General features: G+C 43.4%; 18 protein-coding genes, 3 pseudogenes and 1 riboswitch. Of the genes and pseudogenes, 3 read left to right on the top strand and 18 right to left on the bottom strand.

Features of this window, described 5'->3' with window-relative positions; all coding sequences use genetic code 11:
- Nucleotides 1–409 precede the first annotated feature (409 nt).
- The gene (locus IEY42_RS22740) at nt 410–544 is read left to right on the top strand and encodes a zinc ribbon-containing protein (protein WP_188926991.1); all 135 of its coding nucleotides are present in this window, start codon (nt 410–412) and stop codon (nt 542–544) included.
- 259 nt (nt 545–803) lie between these two features.
- Here the strand turns inward: IEY42_RS22740 and IEY42_RS20025 are convergent, their stop codons facing one another.
- From IEY42_RS20025 to IEY42_RS19950, 16 genes and pseudogenes are all read right to left on the bottom strand, one after another.
- Entirely contained in the window at nt 804–1910 is a 1107-nt protein-coding gene (locus tag IEY42_RS20025; RefSeq protein ID WP_188926990.1) for an ABC transporter ATP-binding protein, read from the bottom strand.
- Nucleotides 1891–2571: a molybdate ABC transporter permease subunit gene (modB, locus tag IEY42_RS20020; protein ID WP_188926989.1), complete on the bottom strand. Its 681-nt coding sequence runs from the start codon at nt 2569–2571 to the stop codon at nt 1891–1893. The genes IEY42_RS20025 and modB overlap by 20 nt, the downstream gene beginning before the upstream one ends.
- Nucleotides 2571–3419 carry a molybdate ABC transporter substrate-binding protein gene (gene modA, locus IEY42_RS20015; RefSeq protein WP_188926988.1) on the bottom strand — a complete coding sequence of 283 codons (849 nt, stop codon included), beginning with the start codon at nt 3417–3419 and terminating at the stop codon, nt 2571–2573. The genes modB and modA overlap by 1 nt, the downstream gene beginning before the upstream one ends.
- Before the next feature lie 39 nt (nt 3420–3458).
- Nucleotides 3459–3920 (bottom strand): molybdopterin synthase catalytic subunit MoaE, encoded by a 462-nt coding sequence (gene moaE / locus IEY42_RS20010; protein ID WP_229780202.1) that lies wholly within the window; start codon nt 3918–3920, stop codon nt 3459–3461.
- A gap of 1 nt (nt 3921) precedes the next feature.
- Nucleotides 3922–4170, bottom strand: a complete 249-nt coding sequence (moaD, locus tag IEY42_RS20005) for a molybdopterin synthase sulfur carrier subunit (RefSeq protein ID WP_188926987.1) — start codon at nt 4168–4170, stop codon at nt 3922–3924.
- A 64-nt stretch (nt 4171–4234) separates the two neighbouring features.
- Nucleotides 4235–4711 (bottom strand): cyclic pyranopterin monophosphate synthase MoaC, encoded by a 477-nt coding sequence (moaC, locus tag IEY42_RS20000; RefSeq protein WP_188926986.1) that lies wholly within the window; start codon nt 4709–4711, stop codon nt 4235–4237.
- A 91-nt stretch (nt 4712–4802) separates the two neighbouring features.
- Nucleotides 4803–5783 carry a GTP 3',8-cyclase MoaA gene (moaA, locus tag IEY42_RS19995; protein WP_188926985.1) on the bottom strand — a complete coding sequence of 327 codons (981 nt, stop codon included), beginning with the start codon at nt 5781–5783 and terminating at the stop codon, nt 4803–4805.
- Nucleotides 5771–5903: riboswitch (molybdenum cofactor riboswitch) on the bottom strand. It overlaps the preceding gene by 13 nt.
- Nucleotides 5904–6173: 270 nt before the next feature.
- Nucleotides 6174–7349 (bottom strand): MFS transporter, encoded by a 1176-nt coding sequence (locus IEY42_RS19990; RefSeq protein WP_188926984.1) that lies wholly within the window; start codon nt 7347–7349, stop codon nt 6174–6176.
- A 902-nt stretch (nt 7350–8251) separates the two neighbouring features.
- Nucleotides 8252–9241 (bottom strand): aldo/keto reductase, encoded by a 990-nt coding sequence (locus IEY42_RS19985; protein WP_188926983.1) that lies wholly within the window; start codon nt 9239–9241, stop codon nt 8252–8254.
- A 48-nt stretch (nt 9242–9289) separates the two neighbouring features.
- The gene (locus IEY42_RS19980; RefSeq protein WP_188926982.1) at nt 9290–10393 is read right to left on the bottom strand and encodes an alkene reductase; all 1104 of its coding nucleotides are present in this window, start codon (nt 10391–10393) and stop codon (nt 9290–9292) included.
- A gap of 136 nt (nt 10394–10529) precedes the next feature.
- Nucleotides 10530–11225: a hypothetical protein gene (locus tag IEY42_RS19975; protein ID WP_188926981.1), complete on the bottom strand. Its 696-nt coding sequence runs from the start codon at nt 11223–11225 to the stop codon at nt 10530–10532.
- Nucleotides 11226–11318: 93 nt separating this feature from the next.
- Nucleotides 11319–11996 (bottom strand): type 1 glutamine amidotransferase domain-containing protein, encoded by a 678-nt coding sequence (locus tag IEY42_RS19970; RefSeq protein ID WP_188926980.1) that lies wholly within the window; start codon nt 11994–11996, stop codon nt 11319–11321.
- Between the two features lie 9 nt (nt 11997–12005).
- Entirely contained in the window at nt 12006–13043 is a 1038-nt protein-coding gene (curA, locus tag IEY42_RS19965; protein ID WP_188926979.1) for an NADPH-dependent curcumin/dihydrocurcumin reductase, read from the bottom strand.
- Nucleotides 13044–13055: 12 nt separating this feature from the next.
- Nucleotides 13056–14213, bottom strand: a complete 1158-nt coding sequence (locus tag IEY42_RS19960) for an iron-containing alcohol dehydrogenase (RefSeq protein WP_188926978.1) — start codon at nt 14211–14213, stop codon at nt 13056–13058.
- A 352-nt stretch (nt 14214–14565) separates the two neighbouring features.
- On the bottom strand, nt 14566–15957 hold the full coding sequence (locus tag IEY42_RS19955; protein ID WP_188926977.1) for an NAD-dependent succinate-semialdehyde dehydrogenase: 1392 nt from the start codon (nt 15955–15957) through the stop codon (nt 14566–14568).
- A gap of 739 nt (nt 15958–16696) precedes the next feature.
- Nucleotides 16697–17147 (bottom strand): annotated as a pseudogene (locus tag IEY42_RS19950) (IS1595 family transposase); the annotation flags it as partial.
- Between the two features lie 93 nt (nt 17148–17240).
- Between IEY42_RS19950 and IEY42_RS19945 the strand changes: the two are divergent.
- Nucleotides 17241–17939, top strand: a complete 699-nt coding sequence (locus tag IEY42_RS19945; RefSeq protein ID WP_229780201.1) for a glutathione S-transferase — start codon at nt 17241–17243, stop codon at nt 17937–17939.
- A 1449-nt stretch (nt 17940–19388) separates the two neighbouring features.
- On the opposite strand, the pseudogene IEY42_RS19940 reads toward IEY42_RS19945, so the two are convergent.
- Nucleotides 19389–19820 (bottom strand): annotated as a pseudogene (locus tag IEY42_RS19940) (IS30 family transposase); the annotation flags it as partial.
- A gap of 73 nt (nt 19821–19893) precedes the next feature.
- Between IEY42_RS19940 and IEY42_RS19935 the strand changes: the two are divergent.
- Nucleotides 19894–21068, top strand: a pseudogene (locus tag IEY42_RS19935) (IS3 family transposase).
- A 2-nt stretch (nt 21069–21070) separates the two neighbouring features.
- On the opposite strand, the gene IEY42_RS19930 reads toward IEY42_RS19935, so the two are convergent.
- Nucleotides 21071–21239 (bottom strand): ATP-binding protein (locus tag IEY42_RS19930; RefSeq protein ID WP_188926976.1); only part of this gene is annotated, 169 nt, incomplete at its 5' end.

Below are 21239 nucleotides of genomic sequence, written 5' to 3'. Positions count from 1 at the left end.
CCGCTCCCTGTTTTATTTTTATGAAAAACTGAGGCGACAACTATCCTGACACAGGGGGATAATCATCATTATGATTTCAGTATAGTTATAGGACTTTTTATTCGTGGATTATGGGTGGCAGGAAGCTCAAAGAGGGAACCATCGTTAGTTTCCTCTTGGCCTAGTGTGGGTAAAGCCAAGACATTAGTGACCACAGGCCATATTCCAAACTAAATTTGTGCAAAATGTTTTAGCGTAGTTTATTTTCAAACGAAATATGACAATGTCGTTAAAGCATCACAATAGTAATTAGAAAGTATTCTATTAAAATTTGCTTAAAAATAACTCTTGCATTGTTCTTTTTTGCCGCATTTTAGGAATCAATAATTTATTTTATATTGTTCATTGTAGTTATAAAGGAGATCTATTTATGTCGAGTACAGACGAAAAACCAGGGAAAGGTGTATACACATGCACAAAATGTGGGCAAAGAGTAATTTTAGATGATAACTCCGATATACTTCCTCCTTGCCCTAAATGCGAAGCAACAAACTACAAGCCTTAAAATAGCCTTATATAAACTTATAAATGAGCACTGTTATAGGCTTTAAAAATTCGCCATTGAGCAGTAAAGAATGTGTAGATGGAGTAGCCATCACTGCACATGGAAGAAAGCATATTGTTATAAGCAACCGAACCATCATTAGCCTCTACAGAATTGAAACTTTATCACTCGACTACTTTCCTAAGAGCAGCCAAAGTCCCAAGAAATCTAAGTTTAATAATTGATCATAAATACCATTTTATGATGTGATTACGCGATTTTACGGGTTCAGAATATGAATTTGATCGGACTTAAGTGCAATAGTCGTCTTCACTCCGGCCTCAAGCGCTAACTTACGGACTAGATGTGTAGGCAAATCGGCATTAATGATTGATCCGACATCAATCACTGATGCCATCACTCTCGAAGACTCGCCCATTACCAATACAGACTCAATCAGCACTTCTAACTTATTTATGCTTTTGCATAAACGGCCACTGCTAATGGTATTAAAGCGGATACCTTGATTTGGAATGACCCAGCGAATATTTTGGCCAATCGTTAATTTTGGGGCACTGTCGCTAACAATCAGTTCATGGCCCAAGGTAAACGTAGTCATATTACGCTCTGTGTCTTGCTCGACAACTTGACCGTCAAAAATATTTCTCAAGCCCATTTGCCTTGCCACAGCTTCGTCATTGGGATGAGATATCACTTCAAATGGCTCGCCGTGCTGGAGCATTTTCCCTTGGCTAATCAATATCATTTTATCGGCCAATAATAAGGCCTCATGAATGTCGTGCGTCACCATAACGATGGGAATAGACAATTGTTGTTTTAAGTGAGCTAATTCAATATATAAGCGCTCACGAGTTTCTTTATCAACTGCAGAAAAAGGTTCATCAAGCAGCAAAATAGCAGGCTCTCGAGCCAGTGCTCGAGCAAGAGCAACTCGTTGGCGTTGTCCACCGGACAGTTGAGCGGGTAAACGATTAGGAAAACCATGTAAGTTGACACGATCTAACCAATCTAGCGCACGCTGTTTACGTAATGCTTTGGGTATATGGTCAAGCCCAGAAATGACATTATCTAATGCTGATAAATGCGGGAACAAGCCAAAATGCTGCGGCAAATAGCCAATATGCCTTTGCTGAGGGGTCAAAGAAATAGATTGTTGTTCATCAAACCATACCGCATCCCCATAACGAATCTGGCCCTGTTGAGGAAAGGTTAAACCGGCAATCATTCTCAATAAGGTTGTTTTACCGCCACCAGAAGGGCCTACAACGGCTAAAACTTCACCTGCCCGACAACTGAAGTGCGCTTCAAGTGGTATGGGGAATGTTTGTGAAATATCACATGTAAGATCAGCGTTGCGAGGCGCCATGATGCCCTCCTAAACGCCTCGACATACTGGTAGTCAGCGCTAGCGCACTCACAGCAAAAACGAGTAAGACCAAAGACATCATCCCAGCTGAATCAAAATCGAATGCCTGAACACTATCATAAATCGCTATTGAAATGGTTCTGGTTTCACCTGCAATGTTTCCACCCAGCATTAATACCACACCAAATTCACCTAAGACATGGGAAAAACACAATACAACGGCAGTTAATACACCAGGCCAAATCATGGGTAATTCTACTCGAAAAAAAATACGTACACGACTCATACCACAACAAGCAGCTGCGTCGCGAATATCGATAGGAACGGTTTCAAACGCACGTTGTATCGGCTGAACGGCAAAGGGAATATTGACAATAATAGAGGCTATCACTAAACCAGAAAAATGAAACACAAGTTGTTGCCCAGCTAACTGCTCAACCCATTGACCAATGATGCTCTGGTCACCTAAACCCACTAATAAGTAATAACCTATGACAGTAGGTGGCAACACTAATGGCACCATGATTAAAGCCTCTAGCCATGACTTTCCCTTAAACTGGCAGTAGGCTAACTCACGACCAACAAAAATGGCCAGTGGAATGAGTAATATCACCGTAAAACAGCTCAGTTTGACCGACAACCACAGAGCTTGCCAATCCATTAATCCACCTTACGAATAACATGGATGGGTAAATTAAACCCAAATTGAGAGAGAACTTCCTGTGCATCAGGTGATTGCATATATTGATAAAAACGTTCTGCCGTTTTAGAGGCATTGGGCATTAATGCCATCCGTTGATTGATCGGTTGATACAGAGCATCGGGGATCTCGACATAGTTACCACGCTTGATAAACTCAGGCGTTAGCGCCAATGATAATGGTACGATTCCTCCTTGGGTTGATCCACTGATGGTAAACTGGGCGGCTTGTGAGGCATTTTCGCCTAAAATTAATTTAGGCTGCACCGCATCCCATAAACCTTTCGCTTTAAGGACTTCTCGGGCACGCTCACCATAAGGAGCATGATCAGGATTGGCAATCGCAAACCGCGACAATTTACCATCGTTGATTAATTGCGTTAATCCAACTAATTCAGGGTCCAAAATGAGTGGTGATGATTTAGGCGCAGCCAATGCTAATCGACCAATGGCATAAATAATGCTTTTATTTTGAGTCAAGCCAGCTTGATGCAGAATATCAATATAATCTTCATCAGCACTGAGCATTAACTCAAAAGGCGCACCATGCTTAATCTGAGTGACAAAATTGCCTGATGAACCATAACTGAGTCTTACAGATAGCCCCGTTTGCTGCTCAAAGCGTGTGGCAATTTCAGCCACAGCAAACTGAATATTTGCAGCGGCGGCAATAGCTGGTGTGTCACTGGCTATGCTTGCTGAACTAAATCCAACTAAACTAATAATCGCAAGTAACGCCGAGATACCGCCAGTATAAAACTTCAACGAAAGCCGATTAAAAAAATGAACAATGGTATTGATGAAATACATTGAAGATTTACCCTCGCTATTTACGAGCAATATGGAAAATTATTTTTGCCACGTTTTAGCTGCTTGTTGATCGCTATCACGTGCTTCAACCCATTTAGCACCATCGTCACCCGCTTCAAGTTTCCAGAAAGGCGCTTTCGTTTTTAAAAAGTCGATTAAAAACTCACAGGTAGCAAAAGCCGCTTTACGATGGGCACTGGTCACACCAATAAATACAATTTGTTCGCCGAGCGACATCGTACCGAAACGGTGAATAATGGTCACTTTGTTTAATGGCCAGCGTTCACAAGCCTGTTCACTAATCTGCATTAATACTGATTCTGTCATCCCAGGATAATGCTCTAGGGTTAAATCGGTTACCGCACTGCCATCATTAAAGTCCCGCACTTTACCGACAAAATTAACTACAGCACCGTCCTGATTATCACAGGCCAGCAGCGCATATTCATCTGCAACATTAAAGTCTTCGGTGTGCACTCGCACCATGATTTGATTATTCATTCTAACCTCCCGTAACTGGAGGGAAAAAGGCGACTTCATCACCATCGTTTACAGGCGAATCCCACTGGCTCATAGTTTGATTAATCGCGACCAATAATTTATCCGATGTCAACACTTTTTCCCACTTATCATCTGTGGCAGCAAGCGCTACGCGTAACGTTTCGGCGGTATCTATATTGTCGGCACAATGTTCAACTTTAGCGGTACCTAATAGTTCACGGATTTGGGCAAAAAATAACACTTGGATCATAGTAGTCTCTCAACGTATTTATTCATAAAACGTATTTAAATTTACGCTAGTGATAATTAACTGATTAGGCTTTAAAATGCCCAGACTTACCACCGCGTTTTTCAAGCAAGCGGACTTGAGAAATAATCATGTCCTTTTGCACAGCCTTACACATATCGTATATCGTTAATGCCGCCACAGACGCTGCGGTTAAGACTTCCATTTCGACACCTGTTTTACCAGACAGCTTACACAAACTGGTAATGCGAACACGATTATTTTCAGGTTGAGCCTCTAGATCTACTTCTACTTTAGTTAGCATTAGTGGATGACATAAAGGAATTAAATCTGAAGTTTTTTTTGCGGCTTGAATACCCGCGATACGTGCTGTAGCGAACACATCACCTTTGTGATGGCTACCACTCATGATCATGGTTAAGGTATTTGGTGCCATATCAATAAAGGCTTCAGCACGAGCTTCACGCTCGGTGACCGCTTTTTCAGTAACATCGACCATATGGGCATTGCCATCGGCGTTAATATGGGTAAAACGATCGCTCATACTTTTACAGCCTTATTAAAATTCAATGTCTATCGACTGAGCGTCACTGACATTGTGGGTGTCGTATCAGTTTGATTAGTCTTAAAATAGCTTAACCACCAATTGAGGCAAGATGTTGAGTCACGCCAGTAATGCCTTGATGTAAAAAGTGGGTTTCTTTTTTCTGAGCTAATTGACCGTGTAAACGGCTAATTAATTCATCTCGTTGAGAAGCATCTTGGAGTAAATCACGTAAATCCACGCCATTTTCAGTAAACAAACATAGATGTAATTTACCTTTTGCAGAGACACGTAAACGGTTGCAACTGGCACAAAAGTTTTTTGCATAAGGCATGATTAGCCCAATACGGCCTTTGTAATCTGTATGACTGAAGTTTTGTGCTGGACCATCATCAACATCAGGCAGATCATATAACCAGCCTTCTCGTTCAAGTTGTTTTTTAATATCGACGCCAGCGAGATGATGGGCGTTAAAATAATCACGGCCTAAACCAGTTTCCATCAACTCAATAAAACGTAGATCAATGGGTGTATTTTTAATCCAATGTAAAAAACGCGGTAAATCTTTATCATTAAGACCTTTTAACAACACGGCATTAATCTTGACTCGCTCAAACCCAGCCTCAAGTGCGGCATCAATACCACGCATCACTTGGTCGAATTTATTTTCACCGGTAATTTGGTAAAACATTTTAGGATCTAAGCTATCAACTGACACATTAATGCGTCGCAATCCGGCGTCATACCATTCTTTGGCATGTTGCTGTAAGCGATAGCCATTAGTTGTCATGGCGACAGTATTAATATTAGGATTATCGGCAACAATCCGCACTATGTCGGTAAAGTCTTTACGAAGTGTGGGTTCGCCACCAGTGATACGAATTTTTTGCGTACCGACATCACCAAAACCAGCAACTAAATTTTCAATCTCGTTGAGAGTTAAAAACGTAGGTTTACCGTCTGGGCGATAGCCGTCGGGCAAGCAATAAGTACATTTGAAGTTACAAACATCAGTCACTGACATTCGTAAATAATGAAAACGTCGACCAAAACTGTCTTGTAATTGGGACATGTTAACCTTTCCAAGTGTGGGAGGTAAGTGCATTTATTTACTCACCCCGGTGGCAAAATTACCACGGCTAACTGTCCATATCGTTGACGTAGGACAAAAAGCTCGGAGAACCGTCAGATCTAACTATAGGCCTAGATACCGCAATACAAATACCCCTTAGGTTAATATCTTAGCTAAAAAGGTTATATCGTTTACTATTTATGACTCGACTCACACTGACAAGATTGTGTTTGCTACTGTGACAAAAGCAAATTTTGCGGTATGGTAAGCAAAGAATAAATGATCGCTTACATATGCCACATTTTTGTGCAAATGAATGTACTCACTCTTATCTCAAAGCGAAAAATATTGATTTTGCATTGAAAATGTCACTAAGGGCCATAATGAAAACTAGCCCTGTAAGGTGCTGAGCATTTTCAAATTCCGGTTTACAATAATCCGATGTACCTCATATATTGCCAAGGCCAGAATCGTAAATCCGGCCGCAACTATGCTCAAGTACTCACTTCCAAGTGTTTGAGATACATGTTTTCCAATGGACGCTGAGAACGAAACGCCTAGATATATAGCTGATGTGTTAAGGCCCAGCACGATGGATGCACTAGTAGGTGCAACTTTGACTAGCTGGTGCTGCAGAGGTACCAAGCAGCTCCAAGCAATCGCTCCCCAGAGCGCAAGTGACAAAATAGATACGAACGTTGAATTGGTAAGATATGGCAACAGTAAGAAGTTTACACTCAAAATCGAGAGCCCGAAAAAGATAATCGGCCTTGTACCCCATCGGTCGGTAAGCCTAACGACGAAAAAAGTTCCAAGGGTAGCCGCAACGCCCCAAACTGCCATTAGAATAGCTAATGTTTTGCCGTCACCACCAGTCGTAGGCATAAGAATTACACTGGCATAAGTATGAACGATATAAGATCCGATCATTAAAAACAATGTTGTTCCTAATAATCCCAGTACTGCTGGTTTCATTACTGAGGCAAGTAAATCCCTGCTCCTTTTTTTTGTGACCGTTCTTGGAATAGGTTCCATTAGAGTTCCAATCCCAATAGCCGCAGCACCAGCCAGTGCAGCAACAAGCCACATACCAAGCCGCCAGTCACCAAAACTCGTTGAAAGAGCAATTCCCAATGGAGCCCCAATCGCGGTTGACGCACTCAATCCAGCTGTAATGATTGCTAATGAACGGCCCCAATGCTCTTGCGCGACTATCGCTGTAGCCGCCGCTCCGGCAATTGGCATAAACAGAGCTCCTCCCAGCCCCCCCATCGCACGACCAGCGATAGCTAATTCTAGAGTTGGCGCCAGTGCTGAGAACACATGGCCTGCAGCAAGAATTAGCATGCCCACAACTAAAATAGGTTTATACGAAAAATTCACCAATAGGATTGCGGCAATAGGTATAACCAGAGCATAAGCTACAGCGAATGCCGCAATCATACTTGCCGCATCACCTACGCTGGTATTAAAACTCGCAGCTACTTCGGGTAGAAGGCCAGCCATAACGAAACTGCCAGTGCCTATGGAAAACATTCCTAGCGCTAGGACTAATAGTCTATTCATTGAGTTTTCGAACTCCTGTTACAATTAATTTAGCACTCTGTACCGCAGAGTCACTCGGTTAAAAAAACTGATTTAGACAATAACGTCCTATCAATGGTTAATTCGGTAACTGATAACATTCAAGACACGCTCTTTGGGGAAAACTGTCTGCCCTTTAAGACAAAACGTACATGTCAGCTTCGGAGCAAGCCGGAAACTGTCCAGTGACTAGCAACCCACACGTCACAACATAGATTTGCCAATCATCAATTTCAGTTTACTGCCCCACTGGCTTTGAGCATTTCCTTCATCAGGAATAACACTACTATAAGTGCCCCTTCTTTTTGTTGGTAAAGCACATCACTTGCTAGCCAGATAATAGGTAGCCGGCATCACAGCCTATAACAAAAACATCAGTACCTAGAGAACTAAGCTAACTAAAGCCTGCAGCAACAGACTTTCTAGCAAGGATGTGGAGTAGCGCTTGAGGTATAGGCTTCTCCGTAAATTGCTACATTGTCATGTCCACTAGAATCTAACGCAGTGAGCAAATCCTCGGAGAGCTTGACATAATAGATCCGTTCCGCAGGTACCCTAACTCGAAACGATAATTAGTTACGGTCTCGAGTTACTTAGATCTTGAGGTGGCTATCAGCATTCTTGCGGAAGCCATCACAAAGTCATTCTAAGTAGCACGAGGATTTAACTCTACGAGTTTTAACCCGGTCTTATCCCTGGTGTCACCGAGAAGCTCATTTGACGCCAATAACATTAATCCTCTCATTTTTGTCAGTTCAATAATTAATTTACTGATTAACGGCCATGGTTAACACTTGCGGAGCTCTATTAATCTCTTGCATGCGAGTGTTATTTTGCTGCCTCATACCTTCGAGCTTTGGCAAGAGATATGGCCTTGATGGAGGTTATATATTGACGTGCTGCATCCCCTCAGTAGTATAACGATCGCCGCTAATGGTGCCATTCGGAGCTATTTTACCGAGTGTAGAAATATCTTCCTCTGTCAGAGACAATGACCCAGCACCTATATTTTCGTCAATATAACGTTCTGTACGTGTACCGGGAATAGGGATAACGTGCTCTCCTTGCGCCAGAACCCATGCCAAAGCCAACTGTGCCGGTGTACAGCCTTTTGAATCTGAAAACTTAGTTAGCGCATCGATCACGGACAGATTCTTTTGTAAATTATCTCCCTCAAATCGTGGTTGAGAAGTACGTCTAAAGTCATCTGCAGCCATGTCGTCAACAGACCTGATCTTACCCGTCAAAAAACCTCGGCCAAGCGGACTGTATGGAATAAATGCTACACCAAGTTCTTTGCAGGTCTGCAATATTCCGTCTTCTGGATCGCGCGTCCATAGAGAATATTCCGACTGCACTGCTGCGATGGGATAAATGGCATGGGCACGGCGCAGGGTAGCGGGTGATACCTCGCTCAACCCTAGGCCACGTACTTTACCTTGTTTAACGAGTTCAGCCATCGCGCCCACAGTATCTTCGATTGGAACAGCTGGATTCAATCGGTGAGCATAGTAGAGATCGATTGTTTCTATACCCAAGCGTTTTAGCGAAGCCTCACAGGCTTTGATCATGTAGGCAGTGGTATTGTCAATTCGGCGTTCCTCAAGCGGGCCATCACGTACAATGCCAAACTTAGTCGCCAGAGTGATTTCGTCGCGGTGTCGGGCGAGAAAGCTACTGAGAAGTTCCTCATTACGGCCAAGACCATAAGTATCCGCGGTATCAAAGAAATTAATACCTTTATCAAGTGCATACTCCAGCGTCGCGAGAGATTGAGATTTATTAGAGGGGCCATAGAACTCAGACATCCCCATACAGCCGAGGCCGATAGCAGAGACAGCGCCCAGTCCAGCGCCAAGATTACGTGATTTCATAGTAGTTATCTTCCTTTTATATTTCAAAATAATAGGTAATTAGCACCATCACCAAGGATCATTCGCAGGCAAGAATGGGTAATCAGTATACCCCGCGGCCCCTCCCCCATATGCCGTCGCGTTGTCAAGCGGATTGAGAGATAAATTAAGCTCTAATCGGGTAACCAGATCAGGGTTGGCAATATAGTGGCGCCCGAATGCAATCAGATCAGCGGTATCATTATGCCGCGCTGCAAAAGCTAGATCTCGGTCATAGCCATTATTAGCCATGTATATCCCTTTGAACCGCTGTCGCAAAATATCTAAATCAAACCCCCCTTTGACTATGCGTGGCCCACGAGTTATTCCCTCGACAACGTGAAGATAAGCCAGATCGATGTCATTGAGTTGGTCAACAAGAGCCTTGAACACCGGTTCGGGGTTGCTATCGCTAAGGCCATTGGCCGTGCTGATGGGAGATATCCGTAGCCCAGTGCGGCCGCCATTACAAATTGCCGCAACGGCTTTGGTAACTTCAAGAGTCAACCGAATGCGGTTTTCTACCACCCCGCCATAGGCATCAGTACGTCGATTAGCCCCATCACGCATAAATTGATCAAGCAAGTATCCATTTGCGGCATGAATTTCGACACCATCAAATCCTGCTACAAGAGCGTTGTGGGCAGCCTGCTCAAAATCCGCCACTATTCCCGGTAATTCGTCAATACCCAACGCCCTTGGTATCAATGCCGGTTTCTTTCCCCCTGCCGTGAACGCTTCTACATCGGGACGGACTGCAGATGGAGCGACGGGTAGTTCTCCTCCCAACTGCACATCTGGGTGAGAAACCCGGCCAACATGCCAAAGTTGAGCAAATATCCGTCCTCCCTTATCGTGGACGGCCGCAGTGACAGGGCGCCAGCTTTCTATCTGTTCAGCTGTCCAGAGGCCAGGAGTAAAGGCGTAGCCCACTGCTTGTGGTGAAATGTTCAGCCCTTCACTGATTATCAAACCCGCCGATGAGCGCTGTGTGTAATACTCTTGCATCATAGATGTGGCAATACTTTCTGCCGAGCGAGCCCGTGTCAAAGGTGCCATAATTATACGATTTTTCAGGATATAAGGTCCTACAACAACTGGAGAAAACAGGTCGTTTTCAGGGGTATTAATCATATTAACTCCTCATTTCCTGGCAGGCAGGAGAGTGCATTTTTGACTGAGGGAACCAATGCAGGGTCTACGCAAAGGTTTTGCCAAAACCGATTCACCTGATTTTACCCTCTCTGATATAATTAGACATCGCGCCTAGTTACGAATTTTTACGTGTCTTATCCTTGATCTGACCCGACGTGCAGCGGGGATCAGCAGCCTGAAAAGCTGCGATCTCTTCGTCGCCAATAGACAACGGTGCGCAGCCGTGATCTTTCTCGCAAACGAAATCGTATTTCATGCCCGCTGCATGGCAGCTCAAGCACTCACGCCCTTCAAAATTGACAGCATGATCTCCTCGACTCGTGATCGTCGTACTCTTTGCCGTCACATCGAGTGCGAGGAACTCCCAACCATTACTGTCCGGGTAGTATTCTCTTGAGTGCTTGACCATCGGTTCAAATGGAACAAGTTGCATTACAGTACCAACAGGATACTCAGTATCAGAGACACGTTTGGTAAAAATACGGATAGCTTCCTTGAGTTTTTTAGGGTCAGAATGGAATAGAAAGGTATTGCGTACTTTGGGCAAATCATAAATGCAGCTAAACATTTCCGCTGTCACATGGATATCATTGCTGGAACGGATAGGAGCTTCGGCTTGCGTTGGAAAGGCAATGAATAATACGGAAAACAGGGCCATTACATTAGCCAATATAGACCCAAAGCCAGAACTCAGATGGACTGTTCTCATATGTTTTCTCCTTAATTGAATGTTGTGATAAGCCCATAAACCAGCACGGAAATAATACGGTAACAGTTCCGCCCGGTGCAATTTCGGGATGATGGATGACATTGACCGCCCCTTGAAGCCAACCAGAATTCCTATATTTCGGAATATGGAGACGCTTAATAATGAAACAGGGTCAGTCAAGTCAACCTTTTCCGCTTATTTCAACAGCGCAAGGATCTCTTGTGCAGCGGCAGCCGATGAGGCCGGATTCTGGCCTGTGACGAGTTTGTCGTCTCGCAGCACAAAGCTTGCCCAATCAACGTCTTTCTCATAATGGCCGCCATTGGCTTTAAGCATATCCTCAACAAGGAAGGGCACTACGTTGGTCAGGCCAACGGCCTCTTCTTCTGTATTAGTGAATCCTGTCACACGTCGCCCAAAAACTAAGGAGTTTCCGTCGATACCTTGGGTGTGGCGGAATATCGCAGGAGCGTGACAGACTGCCCCAACAGGTAAGTCCGCGGCTGCGAACGCCTCTATTAGGCGTATGCTGTCAGCATCTTCAGCAAGATCCCACAATGGGCCATGCCCTCCAGGATAAAAGATTGCGTCGAACCCTTCTTCAGTCATATCGGACAGCTTCAGCGTATTAGCAAGATGCTCTTGAGTCTCAAGATCCCCCTTAAATCGGCGGATATCATCAGTCTGTGTGTCCGCGTTATCACTGGAAGGGTCAATTGGAGGTTGCCCTCCCTTGGGCGAAGCTAGAGTGATATCGGCTCCGGCATCCTTGAACACATAATAGGGTGCAGCAAACTCCTCTAACCAGAAGCCGGTTTTTTTACCAGTGTCTCCAAGTTCATCATGAGATGTTAGTATCATCAAAATTTTCATATTATTTTCCTATTTTGTATTGCCAACGCGGATCACCCGCTTTCCAAAATTCTCGCCATTAAGAAGGCCTATGAAAGCTTCTGGAGCATTTCCCAGACCATCGATAATCTCTTCGCGATATTTCACCTTACTGCTTTCAACCCACGCGCCCATTTCCTTCGCGAAGTTCGGGTAGAGATGGCCAAAATCGTCAAAGATGATGAAGCCTTGCACCTTAATCTTCTTATGTAGGATTTGACCCATTAGCCAGTTCATTCGATCCGGTCCATCTGGCAGTTCAGTGGCATTATATTGCGATACCAACCCACACACAGGTATACGTGCATTGGAATTCAGGAGGGGAATAACCGCATCAAGAACTTTGCCCCCAACATTTTCGAAATAGACATCAATACCATTAGGACTAGCCTTGGCAAGACGATCTGAGAAGTCACCAGCCTTGTGATCTATACAGTCGTCAAAACCCAACTCATCTACCGCATAAACACATTTTTCAGGCCCACCCGCGATGCCCACTACACGACAACCTAATAACTTACCGATTTGGCCTACTGTTGCGCCGACAGGACCAGTCGCAGCAGCCACAACAATTGTTTCACCGGGCTTAGGCACACCGATCTGCGTCAAGCCTGCCCAAGCAGTAAAGCCGGGCATGCCCAAGACACCGAGCGCCCAGGACGGATGCGCTGGCGATGCACCAAGGTTAGTCAACCCAGCACCATCCGATAGGGCATAATCCTGCCAGCCATTGAAACTGAGTATCCAATCGCCTACTTCAAAGCCATCAACGTTCGAGGTTACAACCTGCGCGACCGTGCCACCAACCATAACTTCGCCGATCTCCACTGGTGCGGCATATGATGGTTCATCACTCATCCGTCCCCGCATATAGGGATCTAGTGATAAATATTCGGTACGCAAAAGCATCTGATTGTCGCCGATAGAAGGGACCATAGCAGCTTCAAGCCTTAGGGTGCTCTTCGTCGGTTCACCTTCAGGGCGTTCAGCCAAAACAAATTTACGATTTACTATTTCAGATTGTGTCATCTTTAATTTCTCCTACAAAGCAGCTTCAAGAATGCGGCGAGCATCATCTGGGGCAATTGCTTTGTTTTCACCAAGTGCTGTCATACCATGGTCCTGTAGCGCTGTAACGATATGATCAATATCATGTGCATCAATGCCGTAGTCGCCTAAGCGAGTTTTGATACCCATCTGTTCAAAGAAACCACATGTTGCGTCGATCACGGCATCAATACGCACATCGTCGGACCCTTCGTGGATACCCCAGACATTACTAGCATATTGAAGTAGCTTCTCGCGTTTAGGCCCACGTTGATCATTCATCAGCGATGGCAACACAACAGCTAGCGTTCGAGCATGGTCAGTATCATTCAAGGCGGTAATCTCATGCCCAATCATGTGGCTAGCCCAATCTTGAGGCACACCAGCACCAATCAGCCCGTTGAGAGCCATCGTCGCTGTCCACATCAGATTGGCACGAATGTCATAATTTTCTGGAGTCTCAAGAGCTTTAGGACCTAGATCTATAAGTGTGCGCAGCAGAGATTCAGCGAAGCCGTCTTGGACGTATGCAGCCGCTGGGTAGGTCAGATACTGTTCGATGGTATGGACAAAGGCATCCACCACACCATTGGCAATTTGTCGTGTAGGTAAAGTATAGGTGACCTCCGGATCCAAGACAGAGAAAATCGGGTAGCAATAAACGCTATTAAACGGAAGCTTTGCACCCTTCTCTGGATTTGTAATTACTCCCCCAGAGTTCATCTCTGAACCAGTTGCCGGTAAGGTCAATACTGTGCCAAACGGCAGCGCCTGCTTAATAACAGATCCGCGTGATGTCAGAATTTCCCATGTATCACCATCATACTTTGCCGCTGCTGCAATAAACTTTGTGGCGTCGATGACAGACCCACCACCAACCGCTAGCAGGAAAGTTATTTCTTTTTCACGGATCATCTCTACAGCTTTCATCGCTGTAGCAAAGCGTGGATTTGGTTCAATACCGCCAAACTCAAGCACTGTTCGCCCAGCTAAAGCCGAACGAACTTGGTCCAGAACACCTGTACGCTCAGCACTGCCACCGCCATAAAGAATCATCACTTTCGCATCATCAGGGACCTGATCTTTCAGGTCTGCAATGCTATTTTTGCCAAATAATATTCTAGTTGGGTTGTAAAAGTTGAAATTTTTCATACAAATTTCCTTTAGTCTCAATGTGTAGGCGGAAATCAATGTTTCCGCGTGTAGCGTTAGAATATGGGAATAGCCAATGCCTCGCCCAGGCCAAGCACCCTCACAGGCCATACCCAGCAATTGGACGATGAAGCAAAGATCAAAGTCGTATCGACTATCGGCACGCAAGCTAAAACCCAACTGAATCGAGTTTTTGACCACTAGGCATAAAGCTTGACTAGCTTTACGCTATCGTAAATTCAAAAATAGGGAGCGTAACTGAGTGCAAACAGTTAACTCAGTTACATCAACCCTCTGCTATTCAGCCAGACTATTTTCACCTAAAATTTGCCATCGTTTAGGACTTTTCGGCTTAGAACGGCGCATCGATATCAACCACGGAGATGAGTTTGTGGTTAACGAACTCCTTGATTCCTAGCCCGATCAACTCTCTGCCGTACCCCGAACGTCCGATGCCACCAAAAGGTAGATCCGCCTTAGCCATTGTCGGGTGATTAACAAAAACCATGCCTGTGGAAATTTGCTTTGCTACATCGTAGCCATGATTGGGATCGGCAGTGAAAACTGACCCGCCTAGACCAAATGGTGAATCGTTGGCGATTCGCACAGCATCCGCCTCATCCTTCGCACGGAACAGCATTGATACTGGACCAAAGAACTCCCAATACCGAGCGGGGTTGTCTTCAGAAATATCGGTCAAAATAGTTGGCTGGACGAAAGCCCCCGAGCTGGGAACCTTTGGTCCTACTTCGGTCGCTGTCGCTCCGTAAGAAACCGCTTGGCGTATCTTATCTTTAATCTCTTCTGCCGCGGCCTCAGATGACAAGGGAGCTAATGTCGTAGATGGGTCTAATGGATCCCCCACCCTCAGATTAGCAACACCGGTGATGTAACCTTCAAAAAATTGGTCGTAAACGTCATCGACAATGATCATGCGTTTAGAGGACACACAGACCTGGCCACCATTCCAATGTCGTCCAAAAACAGCCCATTTAATAGTTTTCTCCATTTCTGCATCAGCGAGCACAACGAAAGCGTCAGCTCCGCCAAGTTCGAGCGTAGATTTTTTCAACGCTTTACCGGCTTGCGAGGCAATTATTGAACCCGCACCTTCAGATCCGGTCAGTGCAACTCCATGAACGCGTGGATCATTGATGATCGTTTCGATTTGAGCCCTTGTTGCATAAAGGTTTTTAAACGCTCCCTGGGGTAAACCGGCCTCCAACATCAATTTTTCGAATGCCGCTGCGGCCTGTGGCACATTTGATGCATGCTTGAGTAACATGGTGTTACCTGCAGATAATTGTGGCGCGGCAATACGAGCAACTTGGTAGAATGGAAAGTTCCACGGCTCAATTGCCAGTAAAATCCCTAGCGGTTCAGCGGATAATACAGCGTCTCCCTCACTGGGATCCGCTACTGGCAGCTTTTCAGATGCTAACAGCCTCTCTGCATTATTTGCATAATAGTCAAAGATATCTGCTGAAAGAGCGATTTCAGCTTTAGCTTCCGGTATGAGTTTACCCATTTCAATAGTCAGAAGGTTAGCGAAAAAATCAACGTCACGACGTAATATGTCTGCTGTATTGTGCATGACTCGAGCCCGTTCCGAGAAACTGGTTTCTTTCCAAGTCAAAAACGCATTATGCGCATGTTCAATCGCCTGATCTACTTCAGTATTTGTTGCATCTGGAAATGACGAAAGGAGTTCGCCAGTGTATGGATTGAGTGATTCGTAGGCCATTTAAGGACCTCCTCTTGATTAATTACGGCAGTGCTTCAGAACTTGATACGGCTCTCTATTAGCTCTACAGTAGACCGCCTGTCTATGACACAGAGTAAATAAAAAGCCGATAGAACGACTTGTAAATCGCGATAACGGTTTGTTCTGAACAAATAAGCCAACAAACAATAGACCAGTCTACTACATTTAGTCAATGAATTTTCTTAAACAATAAAAAAATCTGTTATTTTTATTGAAGAACAGCTATAGCCTATTTATCTTTCAAGATGAATTTTACAAGCAATATTTGGCAGTTTTGTATAAAATAAATCTCATGAAATGTCATTATTCTTTACAAATAAGAGATAAAGCACTAGGAAGGGAATAGCATGCAGCAAAGAGGATTTTGCTAAACGGTTTATACTTTTTGTTACAAATATAAAGTCGCCTTGTTTAAAAAGCTTCAGTCACTCGCTAACAACCCACAATACGGGAGCGAACATTGAAGAAGTTTCCAGTAACGCATTTCGATTCCCTATAAAGAATCATGTTATCTATTATGCAAAAAGAGAAGATACAGTTGTTTTAGTCGGAGTTATATCATCTGACATGTCACCTCAAAAACATATGATTCGAATGAAAGATATAACCAATGAGCTAGGTATGTGAATTTAGTTGTTGATCATTCCAGAAGTGCGTCTTTGTGATATTCGAAACTGAACGCATCCGAGATAAAATCCTTTAAATCAAACTCTTGGTTTTCTTTCAAAACATCAATGATCCGCATCCACCCAAGATAATTGGGAAAATAATCTGTTCCTACTCCGTTAAATCGCTCCATCCAGCTTAGTAGGTGTAATGGACATGTAAATATTGACGTTCTGTATATGGAACTGCTTGCCAATCACCCGTTCACCCTTGCTGGTAATAGCTCGGTAGTGCGTCAAGTTATTCTCTTTTGCAAAAGAACAATAAGAACGCGCACCATCGGAGCACAGAATAGAGTCAGGAACGACAATCGGCTTTATTGCCAATTCAATCTTTTCTTTATTCGGTCTGCCGAGCATGTAATCTGTCGTGGCACCGCTGCGATCTTTGGCGATGAGAACGACTACCTGATCTTCTTTCGTGCGTTTATCTGCCAAACCACCACGTTTGCGTGGCTCTCTGTCATGGATAGTGCGTTTTCCTTTGTAGCTTTCAGCGAAAAACTGTAACGATTTAATCTGAATGTTATGTCTATAAGGGTCTTAAATAGCGAATTATTAGACCAGTCAATTTTATTATGGCATAGTCATGATCCAATGATCGAATTGAATATTAATCGATCTATGTTCACACCCAATCAAAGTAAAATATTTTTTGGAGCTATAAATATGATCCTTGTTCATCACCTTAACGATTCACGTTCACAACGTATTCTCTGGTTACTCGAAGAGCTAGGCCTCGAATATGACGTAAAATGTTATAAACGTGACCCTGACACACATCTAGCACCGCAGGAGCTCGTTCGGATTCACCCCCTGGGGAAATCACCTGTCATTGAAGACGGCAACAACATCATTCATGAGTCTGGAGCGATTATTGATTACCTCATAAGGAAGTATGCAGGAGACAAATTGCACCCAGCGAATACAACTTTAGCTTATGAGCAATATGTACAATGGCTTCACTATGCAGAGGGATCGGCGATGTTGCCCCTGCTTTTGAAGATCTATGTAGATCCTCTTGCTGAAGGTGGAACACCTCTGCATCCTAGGATCAACAGCGAACTAGACAACCATTTGGGCTTCATCGAGGCTTCACTAGAAGGGAAAACCTTTTTGGTTGATGAGAAATTCAGTGCTGCAGACATTCAGATGAGTTTTGTCGGAGAGGTTGCAGCCTCTTTTGAATTATTGCAGCTACGCCCTAACCTACAGGCTTGGATAAAGCGGCTTCAAACTCGGCCAACTTATCAATTAGCTATTATGAAAGGAGGAACATATAGATTGGCCAAGTAGTAACTGACTCAGTTTAGAAACTTTTTATGTACTACAAACAGTTATAATTCAATTAGTCCCACATATCTCGGATGCTACAAACTACATATCTGTGATATGGAAGATAGTGAGTAGAGCCAGTACCCACTTCACAGCGGGGGATTTTGGGACTATTTCGATTTATTTCAATCAATAGACAGAAACCGAAACCGACCAATATTATCAAGAGGGTGCTGTATAAATCGTTGTTTACTGGAGTTATTGTGCCCCTCTGCTGACTTGATTTAGCAGACAACTAACACTTCGGTAATCTCCCATTACTTCTTTGACTGTCTTACCTGATTATGTAGCACAAGCCAAAGTGATATTCTTATCGTTTCAAGATACAGAGTACAAGTAAAAAACTAGCTTAGATTTGCAGATAGAAAAATGATTACATTTAAAATCAAATAAAATCAGATAACTAAATTTTAAAAGATAAAATTTATCCAAAGACACTTTCTGTGGAAAGGAGTAACTATATGCATTTTCACAATCAGATAAAGCAGACGGAAAATCATTGACCGATGAACTAGAACGAGAAGTTCATCTATTTGATCTAGGCACACCTTCTTCGAAGGTAAAAGCAAACGGTGTACTTGATATACATCAAAGTAAGTAGTATAAGTGTGACTTAGTGAGCTGTATTAATGTGATCTTAGTAAGCTGTTTTGATGTGTACTTAAAGGGCATCAATTGAAAGGATTTCGTATTGAACATGAAAATGGATATAGTCAATCTAAATATCAGAAGCTTAAGTTTAAGCTGTAACAACTGTAATCGAATGACAGAAATCGAAGGTGAGATTGTGTGTTTTGAACAAGGAAAAATCAAACGTCTAATTTTAGACCCTTCTCCAACTTCACTCATGAGAATGGTGTGTATTCATTGGCAGAAAAAGTGATCTTCTAAAAATCTATAAAGCAGCATTAACAGTACAACAATATGAATGTTTTGTACCACAAATATACATGATAAACACTCATAATCCGCCTGACTTTAAGTTAAAAGTAAGAGCCGATTGTGCAAACATAATGACATTCGATAAAAATTAGACTCATCATGTATGGTAACTGTGCAATAGTTTGATTTATTCTCCGTGGACGATCCCAAGTGTGGGAGGTCCACCAAACTCCAGAAAAGCCTGATGAAGAAATCGTCACGATCTTTTTGTTTTAGACGTTCCATATGAGTCGGCGTGGAAATTGTTGGGATAATGCCGTCGCAGGAAGTTTTTTAGCAACTTGAAGAAAGAAAAAGCCAGACGTATTCAGCTCAAAAACATAGGAAGAAGCTAGGTTAACTATTTTTCAACACATTGAGATGTTTTACAATCCGAAAAGGCGCCATACTGCTAATGGCAGGGTTGCACCAGCTGAATATGCAAATCGTTATTTTAAGGCTTTAGAAAGTGTCTAATATTCATAGGCCTTACCATAAATAATTCACACCATTAGACACATTTCTGCACAGAAACTGGTAATTATTCCTGTTCTGTGCAAACAATATTATTTCATCACTTACCATCCTTAAATCTGTTCCTTTTTTTACATATTGTCTTAATAGACCATTGGCATTTTCATTAGCTCCACGTTCCCAAGAGCGATACGGATGAGCAAAATAAAACGCTGTGTCTAACGCCTTGGCAATGACTTCATGATGAGCGAATTCACGGCCATTATCGGCAGTGATAGTGTGCACATATTGCTTGTAGGGCATCAATAATTCGATAGTCGCCTTAGTCACATCCTCTGCAGATTTTGACGCCACTTTCTTTATTAAGTAAAAACGGGGTTTTCGCTCTAAAATTGTCACGATTGAACCTGTTCCATGCTTTCCTAACACGGTATCGGTTTCCCAATCACTGTGGCATAGTTATTTTGGCCACCTAAATAGAGGTGATATTATTACCTCGTAAATGACTTTAGGTGAACACATGAGATCGATAACCCGAAAACATTTAGTGCTGAATTCAAACTTGAAGCAGCTCAATTAGTCCTCGATAACAACCATAGCATCATCGAAGCTGCAAAGACGATGAACGTGGGTAAATCCACCATGGATAAATGTGTAATGCAGTTAACACTAGAACGCCAGGGTGGCAAGCCAAAAGCATCTCCCATTACCCCCTGAACAAATTGAAATTCGTGAACTGAAAAAAATAGCTCGTCTTGAGGGGCATAATTTTATCCTAAAAAAGGCTACCGCTCTCTTGATGTCAGACTCGATGAACAATTTACGCTAATCAGCGCACTCAAGCAGAGCCACTCTATTCTCACAATTTGTAATGCATTCAAAGTGCATCGAAGTAACTATAAATATTGGCTAAAAAGAAAAGAACATATTGATGCAGACTTTACTATTTAATGCAGTGAAGTGAAGGCTGCGCATCGTATTAGTAATGGCTCTGCCGGTGCTCGAACGATAGCGCAATTAGTGACTAACAAAGGAATTAGTCTCAGTTGTTATCGATCACGTAATCTAATGAAAAAGCTTGGATTAGTCAGCTGCCAGCAGCCTAAGCATTCATACAGAAAGTTGCATAAGAGCATGTAGCGATCCCGAATACGCTTAATCAACAGTTTGCGGTTACTCAACCGGATCAAGTTTGGTGTGGCGATATGACGTATGTTTGGGTTGGTAATCGTTGGGCATATTTAGCGATGGTTCTAGACCTGTTTTCCCGTAAACCTGTTGGGTGGGCGTTGTCATTCTCGCCTGAGAGCGAGCTGACATGCAAAGCCTTGAAAATGGCATTTGAGTTAAGGGGGGAAACCTGAGAATGTGATTTATCATAGCGATCAAGATTCACATTACACAAGCTTGAAATTCAGACAATTATTATGGCGTCTTCAAATTGAGCAAAGTATGAGTCGTCGCGGGAATTGTTGGGATAACGCGCCAATGGAGCGTTTCTTTAAAAGTTTAAAATCTGAATGGGTACCCGCAAGTGGTTATGGGAGTTTTACAGAAGCAGACAAAGCGATCACCAATTACATCACTGGATATTACAGTGAAACTAGACCCCTGCGTAATACCATGATGCCGATCGGTCAATACCATTCAAGCCGATCACTTTTTTGTTCGCCAGTAGACCTCCGTAAAATCTAGCTTCAGTGATCGGCTTCAGTCAAGGTATTTAGTTTTTTTCGCATCGATTCGCCTTTTAATTCCAACTTTATTGCTCCGTGAACAAGTCGATCTAGAATCGCATCAGCATGTGTCGATTCTCCTATCATTTCATACCAATTTTCTATCGGTAATTGACTGGCAATTAATGTC

The organism is Shewanella algicola (assembly GCF_014648035.1).
GTDB lineage: Bacteria > Pseudomonadota > Gammaproteobacteria > Enterobacterales > Shewanellaceae > Shewanella > Shewanella algicola.
This window is presented reverse-complemented; position numbering and strand designations above follow the sequence as displayed.

Coding starts and splice junctions, on each gene's coding strand:
- IEY42_RS22740 (WP_188926991.1), top strand. CDS start 410: ATGTCGAGTACAGACGAAAAACCAGGGAAAGGTGTATACACATGCACA.
- IEY42_RS20025 (WP_188926990.1), bottom strand. CDS start 1,910: ATGGCGCCTCGCAACGCTGATCTTACATGTGATATTTCACAAACATTC.
- modB (WP_188926989.1), bottom strand. CDS start 2,571: ATGGATTGGCAAGCTCTGTGGTTGTCGGTCAAACTGAGCTGTTTTACG.
- modA (WP_188926988.1), bottom strand. CDS start 3,419: ATGTATTTCATCAATACCATTGTTCATTTTTTTAATCGGCTTTCGTTG.
- moaE (WP_229780202.1), bottom strand. CDS start 3,920: ATGAATAATCAAATCATGGTGCGAGTGCACACCGAAGACTTTAATGTT.
- moaD (WP_188926987.1), bottom strand. CDS start 4,170: ATGATCCAAGTGTTATTTTTTGCCCAAATCCGTGAACTATTAGGTACC.
- moaC (WP_188926986.1), bottom strand. CDS start 4,711: ATGAGCGATCGTTTTACCCATATTAACGCCGATGGCAATGCCCATATG.
- moaA (WP_188926985.1), bottom strand. CDS start 5,783: ATGTCCCAATTACAAGACAGTTTTGGTCGACGTTTTCATTATTTACGA.
- IEY42_RS19990 (WP_188926984.1), bottom strand. CDS start 7,349: ATGAATAGACTATTAGTCCTAGCGCTAGGAATGTTTTCCATAGGCACT.
- IEY42_RS19985 (WP_188926983.1), bottom strand. CDS start 9,241: ATGAAATCACGTAATCTTGGCGCTGGACTGGGCGCTGTCTCTGCTATC.
- IEY42_RS19980 (WP_188926982.1), bottom strand. CDS start 10,393: ATGATTAATACCCCTGAAAACGACCTGTTTTCTCCAGTTGTTGTAGGA.
- IEY42_RS19975 (WP_188926981.1), bottom strand. CDS start 11,225: ATGTCATCCATCATCCCGAAATTGCACCGGGCGGAACTGTTACCGTAT.
- IEY42_RS19970 (WP_188926980.1), bottom strand. CDS start 11,996: ATGAAAATTTTGATGATACTAACATCTCATGATGAACTTGGAGACACT.
- curA (WP_188926979.1), bottom strand. CDS start 13,043: ATGACACAATCTGAAATAGTAAATCGTAAATTTGTTTTGGCTGAACGC.
- IEY42_RS19960 (WP_188926978.1), bottom strand. CDS start 14,213: ATGAAAAATTTCAACTTTTACAACCCAACTAGAATATTATTTGGCAAA.
- IEY42_RS19955 (WP_188926977.1), bottom strand. CDS start 15,957: ATGGCCTACGAATCACTCAATCCATACACTGGCGAACTCCTTTCGTCA.
- IEY42_RS19945 (WP_229780201.1), top strand. CDS start 17,241: ATGATCGAATTGAATATTAATCGATCTATGTTCACACCCAATCAAAGT.